The organism is Rhodobacter flavimaris (genome assembly GCF_021378075.1).
In the GTDB taxonomy this organism is placed as follows: domain Bacteria; phylum Pseudomonadota; class Alphaproteobacteria; order Rhodobacterales; family Rhodobacteraceae; genus Rhodobacter; species Rhodobacter flavimaris.
The window spans coordinates 1-14,618 of the sequence record NZ_JAJUOS010000021.1; the positions used below are offsets into that span (position 1 = coordinate 1).

The 14,618-nt window shown below is 62.4% G+C and carries 16 protein-coding genes and 2 pseudogenes; 6 read left to right on the forward strand and 12 right to left on the reverse strand.

Annotated elements, in window-relative coordinates; genetic code table 11:
* The first annotated feature begins 148 nt into the window (after positions 1-148).
* Together LZA78_RS17185 and LZA78_RS17190 are read left to right on the forward strand one after the other, a co-directional pair.
* Entirely contained in the window at positions 149-1,078 is a 930-nt protein-coding gene (locus tag LZA78_RS17185) for a HipA domain-containing protein (RefSeq protein ID WP_233678124.1), read from the forward strand.
* Positions 1,079-1,313: 235 nt separating this feature from the next.
* Positions 1,314-2,160, forward strand: a pseudogene (locus tag LZA78_RS17190) (ISNCY family transposase); the annotation flags it as partial.
* Between the two features lie 35 nt (positions 2,161-2,195).
* On the opposite strand, the gene LZA78_RS17195 reads toward LZA78_RS17190, so the two are convergent.
* A protein-coding gene (locus LZA78_RS17195) for an IS5 family transposase (RefSeq protein ID WP_233678125.1) occupies positions 2,196-2,983 on the reverse strand; the annotation gives its coding sequence in 2 pieces (ribosomal slippage) (positions 2,196-2,644 and positions 2,644-2,983; 789 coding nt in all).
* 63 nt (positions 2,984-3,046) lie between these two features.
* On the opposite strand from LZA78_RS17195, the pseudogene LZA78_RS17200 reads away from it, so the two are divergent.
* Positions 3,047-3,268 (forward strand): annotated as a pseudogene (locus tag LZA78_RS17200) (IS30 family transposase); the annotation flags it as partial.
* 61 nt (positions 3,269-3,329) lie between these two features.
* On the opposite strand, the gene LZA78_RS17205 reads toward LZA78_RS17200, so the two are convergent.
* From LZA78_RS17205 to LZA78_RS17220, 4 genes are all read right to left on the reverse strand, one after another.
* Positions 3,330-4,214: an NAD(P)-dependent oxidoreductase gene (locus tag LZA78_RS17205; RefSeq protein ID WP_233678126.1), complete on the reverse strand. Its 885-nt coding sequence runs from the start codon at positions 4,212-4,214 to the stop codon at positions 3,330-3,332.
* Between the two features lie 57 nt (positions 4,215-4,271).
* Positions 4,272-4,589, reverse strand: a complete 318-nt coding sequence (locus tag LZA78_RS17210) for a carboxymuconolactone decarboxylase family protein (RefSeq protein ID WP_233678127.1) — start codon at positions 4,587-4,589, stop codon at positions 4,272-4,274.
* Positions 4,586-4,948 (reverse strand): hypothetical protein, encoded by a 363-nt coding sequence (locus LZA78_RS17215; RefSeq protein ID WP_233678128.1) that lies wholly within the window; start codon positions 4,946-4,948, stop codon positions 4,586-4,588. Before LZA78_RS17215 ends, LZA78_RS17210 begins: the two co-directional genes overlap by 4 nt.
* 265 nt (positions 4,949-5,213) lie before the next feature.
* On the reverse strand, positions 5,214-5,591 hold the full coding sequence (locus LZA78_RS17220) for a dienelactone hydrolase family protein (RefSeq protein WP_438811093.1): 378 nt from the start codon (positions 5,589-5,591) through the stop codon (positions 5,214-5,216).
* Here LZA78_RS17220 and LZA78_RS17225 point away from each other — a divergent pair.
* Together LZA78_RS17225 and LZA78_RS17230 are read left to right on the forward strand one after the other, a co-directional pair.
* A complete protein-coding gene (locus LZA78_RS17225) occupies positions 5,499-6,293 on the forward strand; it encodes an ABC transporter ATP-binding protein (protein WP_233678130.1) in 795 nt (264 codons plus the stop codon). The two genes, LZA78_RS17220 and LZA78_RS17225, sit on opposite strands and share 93 nt — an antisense overlap.
* 1 nt (position 6,294) lies before the next feature.
* Entirely contained in the window at positions 6,295-7,062 is a 768-nt protein-coding gene (locus LZA78_RS17230) for an ABC transporter permease (protein ID WP_233678131.1), read from the forward strand.
* Positions 7,063-7,130: 68 nt separating this feature from the next.
* Here the strand turns inward: LZA78_RS17230 and LZA78_RS17800 are convergent, their stop codons facing one another.
* Positions 7,131-7,253, reverse strand: coding sequence for a hypothetical protein (locus LZA78_RS17800; protein ID WP_255697595.1), 123 nt, complete (start codon positions 7,251-7,253; stop codon positions 7,131-7,133).
* A 73-nt stretch (positions 7,254-7,326) separates the two neighbouring features.
* Between LZA78_RS17800 and LZA78_RS17235 the strand changes: the two genes are divergently transcribed.
* Complete coding sequence (locus tag LZA78_RS17235) at positions 7,327-8,037, forward strand: IS6 family transposase (protein ID WP_233678132.1); 711 nt, start codon at positions 7,327-7,329, stop codon at positions 8,035-8,037.
* Here the strand turns inward: LZA78_RS17235 and LZA78_RS17240 are convergent.
* The 6 genes from LZA78_RS17240 to LZA78_RS17265 all read right to left on the reverse strand — a co-directional run.
* Positions 8,013-8,609 carry a cation diffusion facilitator family transporter gene (locus LZA78_RS17240; protein ID WP_233678133.1) on the reverse strand — a complete coding sequence of 199 codons (597 nt, stop codon included), beginning with the start codon at positions 8,607-8,609 and terminating at the stop codon, positions 8,013-8,015. The two genes, LZA78_RS17235 and LZA78_RS17240, sit on opposite strands and share 25 nt — an antisense overlap.
* A 102-nt stretch (positions 8,610-8,711) precedes the next feature.
* Positions 8,712-9,251: a GNAT family N-acetyltransferase gene (locus LZA78_RS17245; RefSeq protein ID WP_233678134.1), complete on the reverse strand. Its 540-nt coding sequence runs from the start codon at positions 9,249-9,251 to the stop codon at positions 8,712-8,714.
* A 102-nt stretch (positions 9,252-9,353) separates the two neighbouring features.
* Positions 9,354-10,796: an HlyD family type I secretion periplasmic adaptor subunit gene (locus LZA78_RS17250; RefSeq protein WP_233678135.1), complete on the reverse strand. Its 1,443-nt coding sequence runs from the start codon at positions 10,794-10,796 to the stop codon at positions 9,354-9,356.
* A 10-nt stretch (positions 10,797-10,806) separates the two neighbouring features.
* Entirely contained in the window at positions 10,807-12,525 is a 1,719-nt protein-coding gene (locus tag LZA78_RS17255; protein WP_233678136.1) for a type I secretion system permease/ATPase, read from the reverse strand.
* 22 nt (positions 12,526-12,547) lie between these two features.
* Entirely contained in the window at positions 12,548-13,285 is a 738-nt protein-coding gene (locus LZA78_RS17260) for a SapC family protein (RefSeq protein WP_233678137.1), read from the reverse strand.
* 80 nt (positions 13,286-13,365) lie between these two features.
* Positions 13,366-14,618 (reverse strand): hypothetical protein (locus tag LZA78_RS17265; RefSeq protein WP_233678138.1); only part of this gene is annotated, 1,253 nt, incomplete at its 5' end.

A 14,618-nucleotide genomic window follows, 5' to 3' on the forward strand; every position in this document is an offset into this window, starting at 1 on the left:
GGGCTTGGTCGGCGATTTTGAATTGGAGGATTTGGGCTTCATCTTCGTTCCTTCGTCACTACGACGAAGCCCAAATCCTCCTTAAATCACAACCTCAAATCTGTGCCATAGGCGCTGACGGGGGACAGGCAAGCTTGAGGGTGAGCGGGTGACAGACGCTCAGATCGCCGCCATGTTGCGCAATCTGGCCAGCGCACCGCTTGGCCTTGATGAAGACGACGACTTCCGCATTTCCATTGCGGGCGCACAGGAGAAGACCGCACTGCTGCGCCACGATGGTGAATGGCTCCGCCCTGCGGGCATGACGCCGACGACCCATATCCTGAAGACCCAGCCTGGCGTGCTGCCGAACGGGGTCAACCTGTCGGATAGTGTCGAGAACGAGTTCTTCTGCATGAGCTTCTGCCGCGCCATGGGGGCAGATGTAGCCGAGGTCGAGATCGTGGATTTCGAGGATGTGCGCAGCCTTGTTGTCACGCGTTTTGATCGGCGCTGGACCGCTGACGGGCGGCTGATCCGCCTGCCGCAGGAGGATTTCTGCCAAGCGCTTTCCGTGCCACCGAGTCAGAAATACCAGAAGGACGGTGGGCCGGGGATTGCGGAGGGTATCGGACTGCTCGCGGGAAGCGACAATCCAGAGGCGGATCAACGAGCGTTTTTCCGTGCGCTGGTGCTGTTCTGGCTCTTGGGCGCGACGGATGGTCATGCCAAGAACTTCAGCGTCGCGCTCCGCCCCGGGGGTTTCCGCATGACGCCGCTTTACGATGTCCTGAGCGCGCACAAAGCAGTCGATGAAGGTCAGGTCCGCCAGAACCGGATGCGTCTCGCTATGGCGGTAGACGGGCATTTTCGGATCAACGAAGTCGTGCCGCGTCATTTCTTACAAGCAGCCAAAGCGGCGGGGTTTGGTGTGGACCTGGCGAAAAGTGTATTGGAAGAAGTTCGTCAGCTATTGGGGAATGGCCTTTCCAATACGTTAGCGGGATTGCCTGACACGTTCCCATCTGAACTCGGCGAAGTACTCGCAAAGGGCGTACAAAGGCGGGGCGTATTATTGACGGAAGGACCGGCTGGCTAATGGGCGCGGGCCCCTAGGTGACGCCCGGCGGTTGGGGCGGTTTCCCTCTGATCTGCAGCCTTGAGTAATGGGTTGGAATTGGCTTAACGGGATAGCCGCCTCTTGCATTGCCATTTTTTACATAAGATCAATTACGGGCGCACGCTATGTAAGCGCAAAGTAGAATTAGCGCCATCTGGCAAAGTTAAAATGTCACCCTCTGCGGAACGATTGGGTTTGCGATGGGTGTCTTCAGATGGGATTGGTTCTGATGAGCGAACACGAGCTTCAACGTGTCGAGGTCTTGTCGCGCGTGCTGGACGGCACGATGCGATCTTCTACGGCGGCATCCATTCTGGCGATCAGTCCACGGCAGGTTCAGCGGCTACTAGCGCGCTACCTGGCTGATGGTGCTGGCGCGATCCGTCACGGGTTGAGTGGTCAGCCTTCAAACAATCGGTTCAGTCGCGGCGTGCGAGATTATGCGCTGACCCTGGTGCGCGAGACCTATTCCTACTTCGGCCCGACGCTCGCGGCCGAGAAGTTGGCGGCACGACACGGGCTCAAGGTTTCGGCCGAGACCCTGCGCAAATGAATGATCGAAGACGGACTCTGGAAGAACCGCGCACAGCGCCGAAGCCTCCACCCACCGCGGCTTCGGCGCGAGCATTGCGGTGAGCTGGTGCAGATTGACGGCTCGGACCACCGCTGGTTTGAGGATTGAGGTCCGGCTTGCACATTGCTGGTCTTTATCGACGACGCCACTGGCAAGCTGATGCAGATGCGCTTTGTGAAGTCCGATAGCACTTTCAGCTATTTCGAGGTTCTGGATGGCTATCTGAAGGATCACGGCCGCCCGGTCGCGTTCTATTCCGACAAGCATTCGGTCTTTAAAGTCGCGAAGACCGAAGCGATGTCAGGCCAAGGGCCGCGTTGAACGCGCGAACCGAACACTTCAGGACCGACTGGTGAAGGAATTGCGCCTAGCCGGGATCAGCAACATGGAGGCGGCCAATAGCTTCCTTCGCGGCTTTATCGCACAGCACAATGACCGTTTTTCTCGCGTCCCTGCCCGACCGGAAGAGGCGCGCGCTACCTTGAACTGCGACTCCTATTAGAAACCAATGGGTTATCTAGGTCATGTTGACAAATGGCGGATCCAGGGGCGGATCGACGTGATGTCAATGAAACCGAGGAAGTTTTCCGTCGTCTTGTCGTTGCGGGTCGCGACACGCCTGGCGTTCTTGAGCGTGTTGAAGCAGCGTTCGACCAGATTACGCAGGCGATACAGCGAGCGATCGAGACCAATCCGCTTCTTGCGGGACTTGCGCATCGGTATCACGGGCAGGACGTTGCGCGCCTCCATGCCCTCCCTGATCTTGTCTGCGTCGTAGCCGCGATCCGCGAGCAGCACGCTGGGGCGGGGCAGATTATCCGCCATCACCAGATCGAAGCCGAGATAGTCCGACGTCTGGCCAGGCGTGATCTCTGTCCTCATGGGAAGCCCGTGTGCGTTGACGAGAAGGTGGGTCTTGGTCGTAAAGCCACCTCGAGAACGGCCGAAACCCTGTCGTGGAGTCCCCCTTTAGCGCCCGCTGCCTGATGGTGGGCGCGGATCACGGTGCTGTCGATCATTTGCAGGGCGCTTGGCACGGCTCCGCTCTGATTCAGGGCATCCATGATGTCCTCCCAGAGGCCCGCCAGTGCCGAGCGTCGGAACTGTCGGTAAACGCTTGACCATTTGCCGAACTCGCCAGGTAGGTCCCGCCATGGCGCCCCGGTTCGGGCAATCCAGAAAATCCCATCAAGGACGAGGCGGGGGTTGGTGGCTTTGCGTCCGTTCGGGGCGCGGACGGCGAGGATAAAGCGCTCAAAGAACGCCCATTCCTCGTCCGACATAAGGTCTCGTGCCAAGCTGGTCTCCATCGCAGATGCCAGCTTGAATCATGCCCTACGCCCGAGGGGGAATCCCTTTTGTCAACACGACCTAGTCCATGGCAGAAAGGCACCGTCGAGAACACCAACCGCCGAGTTCGACGATGGCTTCCGCGAAAGCGCGACAACACTGCGGTCTCCGATCAAGAAATCTTAATACTTTGTGACCGGCTCAACAACACGCCCCGCAAATTCTTCGGATGGACGACCCCTGCAGAGGTCTGCCGAGAAAGGATGCTGGCGGAGATGGGCCGATCCCTCTACCCTCGCAGTTAATGGGAGCCGCAGTTAAGGCTTCGCTTACAGCCGCCCCCTGTCAATAGGCGCACACGCCCGATCATTCGGGCGTGAACCGGATGCCCGCCTGATCGGCTACCAGATCGGCGATATCGTCGATGTTCGCATCTGGCCCGAACGAATTCGAGGCGGCCTGTAACATGCCGCGCGCCAGTTGACCGAACTGTAGTGGCGCGCCCGAGTCGATCGCAAGTTGCGCCGCGAGGTTGAGATCCTTGAGCATCAGCGACAGCGCGAATTTCGCGTTCGGCACGCCCTTGGCAAGCGCGGGAAGCATTGTCTCGGACGATTTCGAGCGCGCCCCGCCGGCGTTCAGGACATCGACCATGACATCCATCGAATTGCCGTTCTTGACCCCTACCGCCACGGCTTCGAGCAAAGCGAAGCGATTGCAGGTGCTGATCGTATTGTTGAGCAGCTTGAGAACCTGCCCCGCCCCGATCGCACCGCAATAGGTATGGTTCGGACCGATCTGATCGAAGACAGGCGCCACCCTTCGATAGTCCTCTTCGGTGCCGCCGGCCATGATTGCGATCGTCCCCGAAGCCGCGCCACGCGCCCCGCCGGAGACGGGCGCATCAAGCATCGCTACGCCGCGCTTGGCCAGTTCGCCCGCCATGCTGCGCGTGTCGTTCGGATCGCCGCTGGTCTGATCCACGACGATCTTGCCCGGCGACAAACCCTCGGCCAGTCCACCCGGCGCAAAGATCGCCGCGCGCACATTGGCCGAGCGCGGCAGACACAACATCACCACGTCGCAGTCGCGCGCCATCTCGGCAAGTCTTGCCGCAGCGGTCGCCCCGTTCGCGACGAAGTCCGCAACCCGATTCTCGCTGAGATCAAAGACCTGCAGCTCGCGCGATAGCATCAGGCGCCGCGCAATCGCTCCACCCATTACCCCGAGCCCAACGTAACCGACTTTCATTCCGGTTCCCTTCCGCTACCCTGAATATTTCGTGGCCAACCGGCCGCACTTCCTGTCTCAGGCGTCGCCGCCATCCAGCACGTCGACCGCGACGCGGCCCGCATTCATCGCCGACGGCCAACCCGCATAGAAGGCGACATGAGTGATCAGCGCCTTCAACTCCTCCTCCGTGACGCCGTTGGTCATTGCCAGCCGCATGTGGTAATCGAGTTCTGCCGTGCGATACATCGCGGCGAGTATCGCGCAGGTCGCGAGGCTGCGGTCGCGTTTGGACAGACCGGGCTCTTCCCAAACTTCGCCGAACAGCACGTCCTTGCTGAGCGAGGCGAGGTGCGGAAGGATGTCGAACGGCTGCTTCTTGGGGGTATCAGTCATGTGGGTATCCTCTTCTGAGTATCGTTTCGGCGTGTGGGCCTGACGCGGGCCTCGGGCAACCTTTCGACGATGCGGGAGAGCATCGTTGGCGAGGCGGGGACCGTGACGCCGGTGCTCGAGCGCGCGCGGTTGCGCCCGGTGTCTTCGTAGATCCGCTTGACGCCCGCGGTGTCACCGATCTCGCCCGGCGCGATGGTGTCGCGTAGAATGCCGTCACGGCCCCATTCGTCACGCAGTGTCCGCATCAAGGACATGATGCCCGCCCTCGCAAAGGCCTTGGCGATACCAAAGCCGATTTCGCTGCCTCCGCCCGAGATCAAGGCAACCCGGCCTGCCAGTGCATACGTCGTGAAAGTCATGCTCTCGCTCCTAGCATCCGACACGCTCGGGCCAAGTCAAACCCGAGCGAATACCGCTGCGGGTGCCAAGGTCTGCCGAGTGGCTTGCAACCACGATGCCAAAGCGTCACGTGACACCCATGGTGGCGTCGGCTCGCCCCCTCGCTCAGCGCCCCAGACTTGCCCGAGGGCAGCCATGGAGGGATTGTGGAGCCGACGACCGGCTCTGTCGCGCACCCCGTCAAATGGCCGAGGTGTGAGCGAGCCTCGTTCGAGACTCATCAGATCAGGTGAGGGCCTCATTGAAGAGCGTCAGCAGCCGATCCCAATGCCGCTCGGCACCAATCCGATCGTAGGCTCGGTGATCCGGAACCGTCCAGCCGTGCCCCACGCCGACATAGTTTTCCAGGATGTAATCCACTTCGGCCCGACGCAGGGCCTCGGCCAATGTCGCCGACTGCTCCGGCGGAAAGGATCCGTCGACCCCGGCACTGCCCACATAGACACGGCACCGCATGTCTGCCGCACGCAGATGCGGGCTGTCGGGCGCATCTGCGGCCAACTGGCTACCGTGAAAGCTTGCAGCGGCGCGGATCCGATCCGGGTGGGCCGCAGCTACGAAGGTGTCGGCAAATCCTTCGGGGCCCTCAAAGCGGTCACCGATATCAACCTGATCGTCAACGAGGGTGAGTTCATCACGCTGGTCGGCCCCTCGGGCTGCGGCAAGTCCACGCTGCTCAACATGGCTGCCGGGATCTTCGCGCCGACCGAGGGCAAGGTCTTTTATCGCGGGGCGCCGGTCAGCGCGTTCAACCGCAAGGTCGGCTACATGACGCAAAGCGACCACCTGCTGCACTGGCGCACGGTCGCGGGCAATATCGCCGTGCCGCTCGAGATCGCCGGGATGACCAAGGCGCAGATCCGCGAGCGTATTGCCGAACTACTCGATCTGGTCGGCCTGCGCGGCTTTGGCGACAACTACCCCAACGAGCTGTCGGGCGGCATGCGCAAACGCTGCGCGTTGGCGCGGCTGCTGGCCTACGACCCCGAGACGTTGCTGTTCGACGAACCCTTTGCCGCACTCGATGCGCAGCTGCGCCTCAAGATGCAGGTCGAGGTCCGCCGGATCGCCACGCAACTGCGCAAGTCGATCCTGTTCGTGACCCATGACCTCGACGAGGCGGTGGCTCTCGCGGACCGCTGCGCGATCTTCACCAGCCGCCCGGGCACGATCCGCGAGGTGCTGGACATTCCCCTGCCCCGCGACCGCGACCTGTTCCACCTTCGGCACAACCAGCATTACATAGACCTGACCGCGCGGCTCTGGGACGAGATGGCTCCCGCGATTTCGGCGGAGGAGCACTGAGATGAAGATGATCCTTGGACGTTTCGCAATCCTCGCCGCCATCCTCGGCTTCTGGGAGTTCGCCTCAGGACGGTTCATGGAACCCTATCTGATCAGCACGCCCTCGAAGATCATGACGACCTTCTGGGCGTGGCTCATGGATGGACGCATCTTCTTCCACGCCGGGATCACCGCGTTAGAGGCGGTCGCGGGCTTCATCCTGGGCGCAGCGGTCGGCATGACGCTGGGCATCCTTCTGGGCCGCGCCGAGAAGCTGGCCGAGTTGCTCAACCCGTTCATCATGGGGTTCTACAGCATTCCCAAGATCGCGCTCGCACCTCTCTTTATCATCTGGTTCGGCATCGGACTCGAGATGAAGATCCTGCTGACTGCGACCATCGTGTTCTTCCTAGTGTTCCTAAACACCTATACCGGCGTGCGCAGCGTCAGCCCCGAGCTGGTGAACATCCTGCGGCTGATGGGGGCGAACGAACGCCATGTTCTGCGCAAGGTCGTGGTGCCCTCGGCGATCGTCTGGGTGTTCACGGGCCTGCGCCTATCGGTACCCTATGCGATGATCGGCGCCATCGTGGGCGAGATGATCGCCGCCAACCGAGGGCTTGGCTATCTTCTCTCGCATGCCTCGGCGCAGTTCAACACCGCGGGCGTATTCGCGGCGCTGTTCGCGATCATCACACTGTCGGTGCTGATGAACACGGCCGTGGGCATCGTCGCCAAGTATGCGATGCCCTGGGAAAAGGCGCAGAAGAAGCGCGAAGTCTCGATCTGAGATCGCCCCTGCAAATCAAAAGGGCGCCGGGGTTTCCCGCGGCGCCCTTCATCATTCTATAGTCGGCGTCAGGCCTTGCCGCTGAACACAGGGAACATGCTGACATCGCCGTAATCCTTGGCGGGGATCGCCTTGAGCACGGCCATATCCTCGGCCTTGATCTCGAATTCCACCTCGGCGTTCGCTTTCATCCGCTCCGGCTTCGAGGGCTTCGGCAGGCATTGCCAACTTGTTTGTACGCCGGGCTTTGGGTAGGCGACTTGCATGAAGATGCCGACCGAAATGCCGCGCCTGAAGGGCTTCCGTTTCCCACGTGAAATCATTTCCTTTGCTGTCTGGGCCTACCACCGGTTTGCCCTCAGCACCGCAGATGTCGAGGATCTTCTGGCAGAGCGGGGTGTGAAGGTCAGCCGTGAGACTGTACGCAAATGGGTGAACCGGTTCGGGTCGCACTTCGCAAAGCGCGTGAAACGGGATCGGCCCGCTGCCAACGACAAATGGCATCTCGACGAAGTCGTTATCCCAGTCAATGGACGAAATTTCTGGCTTTGGCGGGCCGTCGGTGCCAATGGCGATGTTCTTGATATTCTACTTCAGAAGCAGCGTAACGCGAAGGCGGCCAAGCGTTTTATGCAGCGCCTGATTGACCGCTTTGGCGCGCCACGCGTCGTCATCACCGACAAACTGCGCAGCTACATCAAGTCAATCCGCAACCTGGCAGGTTGTGCGGATCACAGGGCACACAAGGGCCTGAACAACCGGATCGAAGGATCGCACAGACCGACGCGAAAACGCGAGAGGCTAATGGGACGGTTCAAATCGCCCCGACAGGCACTGAGATTCCTGGCTGCCCATGACCAGATCAACACTGTCTTTCGCCCGCGCCGCTATCGCATCTCCGCCGTCTCATACCACCACGCCAGATCCGATGCCTTCGATCTCTGGAACGACTATGCCCTCGAGATGACCGCTTGATTGATCAAGTTCACGCACCTCTCGGATCCACAAAAACAAGTTGGCAATTCCCCACGATCAGGTCGGGCCAGCGCGATGAAGGCCAGCACCCCCATCAGACCCGCCTCGATGGGCTGCTGCGAGAATACCCGCCAGAGCGTGTTGCCCGTCACGCCCATGCCAAGCACCGCCAGGAACACGCCCTGAACCAGCGCCGAGCGCGCGCGCCAAAGCAGGCTCCAGCCGATGGCGAGTACGCCAAGGAAGGTAATCAGCCCATCCCCAAGGAAATCGAGCGCATCTGCCTTGAGCGCCTGCGAGCCGGTCAAAAACCCGCCCACCATCTCGATCACGCCGTAACCGACGTTCAGCGCGATCACGATCCAAAGCGCGCGACGATAGGCTGCGGTCGTATGCGGCGCGACATCGGCGATCCGGTCGCCCGCCTCGGCTGCGAGCCGGTCGAGGTGATATCCGGCCTCGCCAATCGCATGTTCAACCGCGGGCAGCCGCGCATCATCGGCGCCAAGGTCCAGCGCGAGGATCTGCGTTGCGGTCGAGATCGTGACCTGATCGACACCCGCCGACCGCACCGCCTTCTCGATCTTGGCCGCGCAAGAGGGCAATCCATCCCGGTCACCCGGTAGCGTATCGTTTGGCTCATCGGACCTCCGCCCGTGCAGACGAGAATATGCTCACCAAAGCGCGGGCCGGTTCAGGGCCGGAATGCAGTGTGACGGCCCGGCAAGCTGCGGCATCGGATCCTGTGACAGCGACTGCCCGAGCCAGCCATGCGGGAAGCTCAGCGGAAGGGGCGCCCGGGCCTGCGCATCGGTGATCGGTGCGAACCCGACCCGACCATAATAGGCCGGATCGCCATATGTCACCGCGACATCGACGCCCTCGGATTTCAGCGCCGCTAGCGCCGCGCGCAGCAGGGCCTGCCCCACGCCCTGCCCCTGCCGGTCCGTCGCCACCGCCATGGGCGAGAGGATGAAGACGCTGCGCGGATCCTCGGGGAAGTGCAGGCGCGAAAAGATACCCGCTCCGATCAGCGCGCCACCCTCCTGCACGCAGAAGACACGCAGATCCGCCTCGGGGGTGCTGGCCAGCAGGTCTCGGACGAAATCGCCGATCAGCGCGCCCTCATCCGCCCCTTCAGAGGCCGTGAAGGTTGCTTCGAAAAGCGCGACGATCTCGGTTTCGCGCCCGGCACTGATTGAGGTGATATCCATGCGCAGCCTCCTTCGGGTCAGCCGGTGCCCCCGCAGAAGCGGGGCATCGACAGGCACTGTCTAGGCGCAAACCGCGAAAAACGGAATGCGCCCAAACACCGCTTAGCGCTCGCGGAAGCTTGCCCGGATACTGTCCGCAAATGGCTTGAGCAGGAAGTCGAACAGCGTCCGCTCGCCGGTCAGGATCATCACATCCGCCGGCATCCCCGCGCTCATCTGCACGGCACCTTCGAGGACATCCAGCTCCTCGGCGGGCACGACGACCTGCGCAAGGAAATAGGGCTCACCGGTGCGATCATCCGTCAGCCGGTCGGCCGAGACGTTGCGCAGCGTGCCGAAGATGCGCGGCAGATTGCGCTGCGTATAGGCCGTCAGGATCACCTGCGCGGGCATTCCCGGCTGCACAGCGTCGATATCCTGCGGGCGCAGACGCGCGTCGATGATCAGGTTCGTCTCGTCCGGCACGATATCAAGGATATCGCCGCCGGGCTTGAGGATACCCCCGGCCTCGGTTGTGACCTGAAGGTTCAGCACCTGACCCGCGATCGGCGCGGTGATCGTGGTGCGGGCCAGCGCGTCCAGACGTTCGGGCAACTGGCTGCGCAGCCCGGCCAGTTCGGCGCGGACATCGGCAAGCTGGGTGCTGACCTCTTCGCGCGCCTGCTGATCGGTCGCCTGCAATTGCAGCTCGGTCTCGCCGATCTGCTGCTTGAGGCGGGCGATATTGGCGCGGTGCGACGCCTGCTCGGCCGTCAAATCAGCCTCTTGCCGCTGAAGCACGAGCAGCGGTGACAGACGTTGAAGACCCTGTTTGTAAAGGTCTTCCGTCACGCCGATCTCTTGTTGCAGAAGCTCCAGCTGGACATTTTGCGAGGCAATGACCCCGTCCAGGCCAATAATCTCCTCGCGCAGTTGCTCGATACGGCTCGAAAGGATCTGGCGGCGCGCAATCTGCGTCTCGCGGCGGTTCTCGAACAGGCGCGTCTGGCCTTGCACGACGGACTCGATCTGGCGCGCGTGATCCACCTGCAATTCGGCGGGGAAATCGAACCCGATCTGATCCTGCCCGATCTCCTCGGTCGCCAGTCGCGCCTCGGTCGCCAGCAAGACCACCTGACGTTCGCGCAACTCGTTCAACCGCGTCAGCGCCCGGACATTGTCGAGCGTGACCAGCGTCGCACCTGCCGCGACCCTGTCACCCTCGCGCACATGGATGGTACGGATGATGCCGCCTTCCAGGTGCTGCACCGTCTTGCGCGCACCGTCGGGGTTGACCACGCCGGGCGCAAGCGCGGCGCTGGAGAGGGGCGCATACCAGGACCACAGACCGAAGAGGCCGAAGAAGATCGCAATCGTTGTGAACCCGATCACGCGGGCGCGCAGCGTCGCCGTTTCCAGCGGCTGCCCGCCCACCGGCGCGTAGGACTGCACCCGGCGCGAATGAACGCTGAGCGCCACAAGAAACAGCGCCATCGCCACGCCGAAGAAGACCAGCGTTCCAACCGGAGAGGGCTGCGTAATGGCCCGGACAAGCATCACTGTCATCGCCTCCTCCTCACTCGGCCACTTTGGCGGGATCTGCCGGGCGCGCCTTGCCCGGCTGCTTGCGCCCGCCCTGCATCATTTCGCGCAGCACCTCGTCGCGCGCGCCGAAGCGGGCCACCTTGCCGTCCTGCATCACCAGAACCTTGTCGGCAAGGTGCAGCAGATGCGGCAGGTGCGAGACGATGACCACCGTCGTACCCCGCGCCTTGAGCGCCCGAAGCGCCTGCAACAGCGCCATTTCGCCGGTGCCATCGAGGTTCGAGTTCGGCTCATCCAGCACCACCAGCGCCGGGTTGCCGTAAAGCGCGCGGGCAAGCCCGATGCGCTGGCGCTGCCCGCCCGAGATACGATCAGCAAAGTCGCCCACGTCTGTCTCATAACCATTGGGCAGCGCGAGGATCATCTCATGCGCGCCGGCGGCTTGTGCTGCGGCCAGCACGGCCTCCTGGTCGATCTGGCCAAGGCGGGCGATGTTCTCGGCGACAGTGCCAGAGAACAGCTCGACCGTCTGCGGCAGGTAGCCGAGGTAGCGGCCCAGTTCCTCGCTGTCCCACTCGGCCACATCGGCGCCGTCCAGCCGGATCTCGCCGAAGGTCGGGCGCCATGCCCCCACGAGCAGTTTGCAGAGCGTGGTCTTGCCGCACCCCGAGGGCCCAAGCAGACCGCAGGCCTCGCCCGGCGCAAGGCCAAAGCTGACGTCCTTGACGATCGCCTCACCCGACTGCGGCGACATGTAGCGCAGGTTCGACACCACCAGCTGTCCCTTGGGACGCGGCAGAGAGATACGTTCCTGCTGCTCGGGGACGGCGCTGAACAACTTGATAAGCCGGATACGCGCGGTGCGGTAAAGGCCATAGCTTTTCCACGCCGAGATCGCGCGTTCCACCGGCGAAAGCGCGCGCGACAGGATGATCGACGCTGCGATCATGCCGCCCGAGGTCAGCTCAGCCTGAAGCACCAGCCAGGCGCCCGCGCCAAGGATCGCGACCTGCAAGGCAAGCCGCAGCACCCGCGAGATATTGTAGAGCAGCGCGGTCATATCCGCGGCCCACCGGCCACGGCCACTGGCCAGCGCGTGCCGTTCCTGCCAGCGGCGGATCACCGCATCCACCATGCCAAGCCCGGTCAGAGTCTCGGCATTGGCCAAAAGCCGCCCGCTATCGGCCCGCGCATCGCGCAACGCCCGCGCCTGCTCGGCCGAGCGGTTGCGCGTCAGCACGTCGTTCAGCACACCGATCGCGAACAGCACGATCGCGCCGCCCAAGGCGATCATCCCCAGCAGGGGATTCATCAGCCAGATCAGCGCGATGAAGACCGGCGACCAGGGCGCATCCAGAAAGGCCAGGATGGCATCGCCCGCCGCGAACTGCTTGAGGTCGGAGACATCGTTGAGCCCGGCAAAGCTGTTGCCGCGCGCCAGTTGCAGCCGGATCGTGCGGCGCATCACATGGGGCGACAGCTCGGCCTCGATCCATTCGCCCGTGCGGGCCAGAACGCTGCGGCGCGCCATCTCCAGCACGCCGTAAACCACCAACGCCACCAATGCGATGACGGTCAGCCAGATCAGCGTATCGACCGAGCCGCTGGACAGCACCCGGTCGAAAACCTGCATCATGTAGATCGAGCTGACCAGCAGCAGCAGGTTGCTGAAGAAGCTGAGCAGCACAAGCGCCGGAAGCTGCCGGCGGCCCGCGCCCAGAACTGCCTCGAGGGCCGATTGTCGTGTCATTTGCGCATCCTCCCCTGAACGCTTAGTTCAGCGGTCCGGTGCCACTCGACGGAATTCGGTTCGCAAGGCTGTTGAGGTTACGCAGCGTGTAAAGATGCAGGTAGATCGCCTCAAGCGAGCCATCCTTCTGCATTTCGCCCAGAACCTTGGCGGGCAGCTTGTCCAGCGCCTCGCGGTTGATCGCGAAGACGCCGCGCATGCTGCGCACGGTGCCGTCGGCACGCTTCATCTCGGTGCGGATCGGGCTGAGCAGGTTCAGGTCGGCCAGCCGGGCACAGAAGCTCTCGGTACGCAATGCCCCTTGCGCAACCCGCGAAACGAATTGCTGGGCCCGGCTGACCAGGTCGCCCGGGCGACCATCCTCATCGAAAAGCGGGGTGCCCTCGCCTTCGGTATTCAGTCCCGGATGACTTTCCGAGATGCACAGCACCCCCTTCTTGCCATCCTTGCTGCGCCGCGCAACGAAGGGCTGCTGACGCAGGATCGCGGGCACATACTCGACCTTCCAGCGGCCATCGGCGCCAACGTAGAGATTCTCGTGCTCGGCCAGACCAAGCAGCGCGGCGGGGGCAAAACCATCGCCCTGCTTGAGGAAACCGACCACATAGTCATGCGCGAGTGCCGCGAACTCGTCGACCAGAACCGGCACCACGTTCATCGTTCGGAACGCGGCATAGCCTTCGCCGATCGCGAGGGAATAGCTGCCATGGCGCTCAGGGGTAAGCGGCACGGCGTCGGCAAGCATGGAATGCGTGCTCATGGAAATCACTCCGGAAATTGGGGCATTGGGGCATGAAGGCCGGACCCGGGGCGGGCAACCCCGGATCCGGCATTGGTATATTACGCGACGGCGTCGTAATAGGCTTGCGCCGTGATGTCCGAACCGTTGTCGCCATCGAAGGCCACCGAGAAGCCATCGAGTTCGCCGGAATTGTTCCAGCCGTCGAGCGCCTCCTGGATCGCAGAGCCGGATTCGTCGATGGTACCATCGCCGTCGTAATCCAGCCCGGTTTTCCAAGCCTCAGCACCGACTTTGCGGGTATTCGTACCCGTCGGCTCGAAATACTCGAGGTACATGATAGCCTGATCAATCCAGTAGGCCACATCTTCGCCGTCGCCAGCAGGCGCATCCACCGGGTTCCCAGCCATATAGTTCAACCACGAAGCCACAAGGCTGCGCTCAACGGTCGAAAGCTTGGCGTAATCGGAGCTCTTGCCTTTCGTGCTGGTCTCGCCCTGCAGCGCGGCCAGCGCATCATCCAACGAGTATTCGCGGATTGCACCACCATCATCCTCAAGGGTGTTGAAGTTCCAGTCACCGACCTGCAGGACCGGCTCGCCGTTATCCGTTTTGTAGTTACCCTCATAGTTCAGCCAGAACACGTCGTTTTCTGCGAAGTTCTCGCCTTCTTTCTCTTCGGTGTTGCCGGTTCCCGGAATGATACCGTCGTTATCTTCGATGCCATCCCAGTAGGTCTGACCAAGATACGACTGCCAGAAGCCCGGAGTACGCACGCCCGGCCCGTCGATCATGTCATTGCCGAACCACAGCATCCCGTCATTCGGCAGCTCGTCATAGCTGCTCGGGTCGGCGCTGACCGCTCTGATCGCCACCTCGCCAGACTCGTCCACGATCACCTTGAAGACCCCATCGCCGTTAAGCTCCGGCGTCGTCTGCAACCAGCCCGGCTTCATGACTTCCTTGACGAAGTAGGTGCCCAGGTAGAGCCCATCGAACGACCACGAACCATCCTCGCCCGAAACGTCGATCGCCATCACGGCCTCGCCATTTAGAACGCCATCGGCCACCTCGCCTTCGTCGAGGATCCCGTTGCCGTTCATGTCACCATCGAGATAAAGCTCAATAGTCCAGCCAAGCGCCCCCTTCTCGTCCTCGTCCCAGGTCCCGTCACGGTCCTCGTCGAAGAACTTGTAGCCTTCGATGGAGGCATAACGCGTATTAGCGAAGTCCAGATTGGTCTGGTCGGCTCCAGAGGTCCCGGTGATCGTGTAACCCGCGGTCCCGAGCGTCTGAACCGACCCGTCCGGCAGGACCTCCTGCACCGTGTAGCCCGCGTAGCTGTAGTCCAGCC

Bases quoted from the DNA above. Each gene is read 5' to 3' on its own strand.
- LZA78_RS17250 (WP_233678135.1), bottom strand. From the start codon at position 10,796: ATGACAGTGATGCTTGTCCGGGCCATTACGCAGCCCTCTCCGGTTGGA.
- LZA78_RS17230 (WP_233678131.1), top strand. From the start codon at position 6,295: ATGAAGATGATCCTTGGACGTTTCGCAATCCTCGCCGCCATCCTCGGC.
- LZA78_RS17215 (WP_233678128.1), bottom strand. From the start codon at position 4,948: ATGACTTTCACGACGTATGCACTGGCAGGCCGGGTTGCCTTGATCTCG.
- LZA78_RS17245 (WP_233678134.1), bottom strand. From the start codon at position 9,251: ATGGATATCACCTCAATCAGTGCCGGGCGCGAAACCGAGATCGTCGCG.
- LZA78_RS17800 (WP_255697595.1), bottom strand. From the start codon at position 7,253: ATGAAAGCGAACGCCGAGGTGGAATTCGAGATCAAGGCCGAGGATATG.
- LZA78_RS17205 (WP_233678126.1), bottom strand. From the start codon at position 4,214: ATGAAAGTCGGTTACGTTGGGCTCGGGGTAATGGGTGGAGCGATTGCG.
- LZA78_RS17235 (WP_233678132.1), top strand. From the start codon at position 7,327: ATGAAGATGCCGACCGAAATGCCGCGCCTGAAGGGCTTCCGTTTCCCA.
- LZA78_RS17255 (WP_233678136.1), bottom strand. From the start codon at position 12,525: ATGACACGACAATCGGCCCTCGAGGCAGTTCTGGGCGCGGGCCGCCGG.
- LZA78_RS17210 (WP_233678127.1), bottom strand. From the start codon at position 4,589: ATGACTGATACCCCCAAGAAGCAGCCGTTCGACATCCTTCCGCACCTC.
- LZA78_RS17260 (WP_233678137.1), bottom strand. From the start codon at position 13,285: ATGAGCACGCATTCCATGCTTGCCGACGCCGTGCCGCTTACCCCTGAG.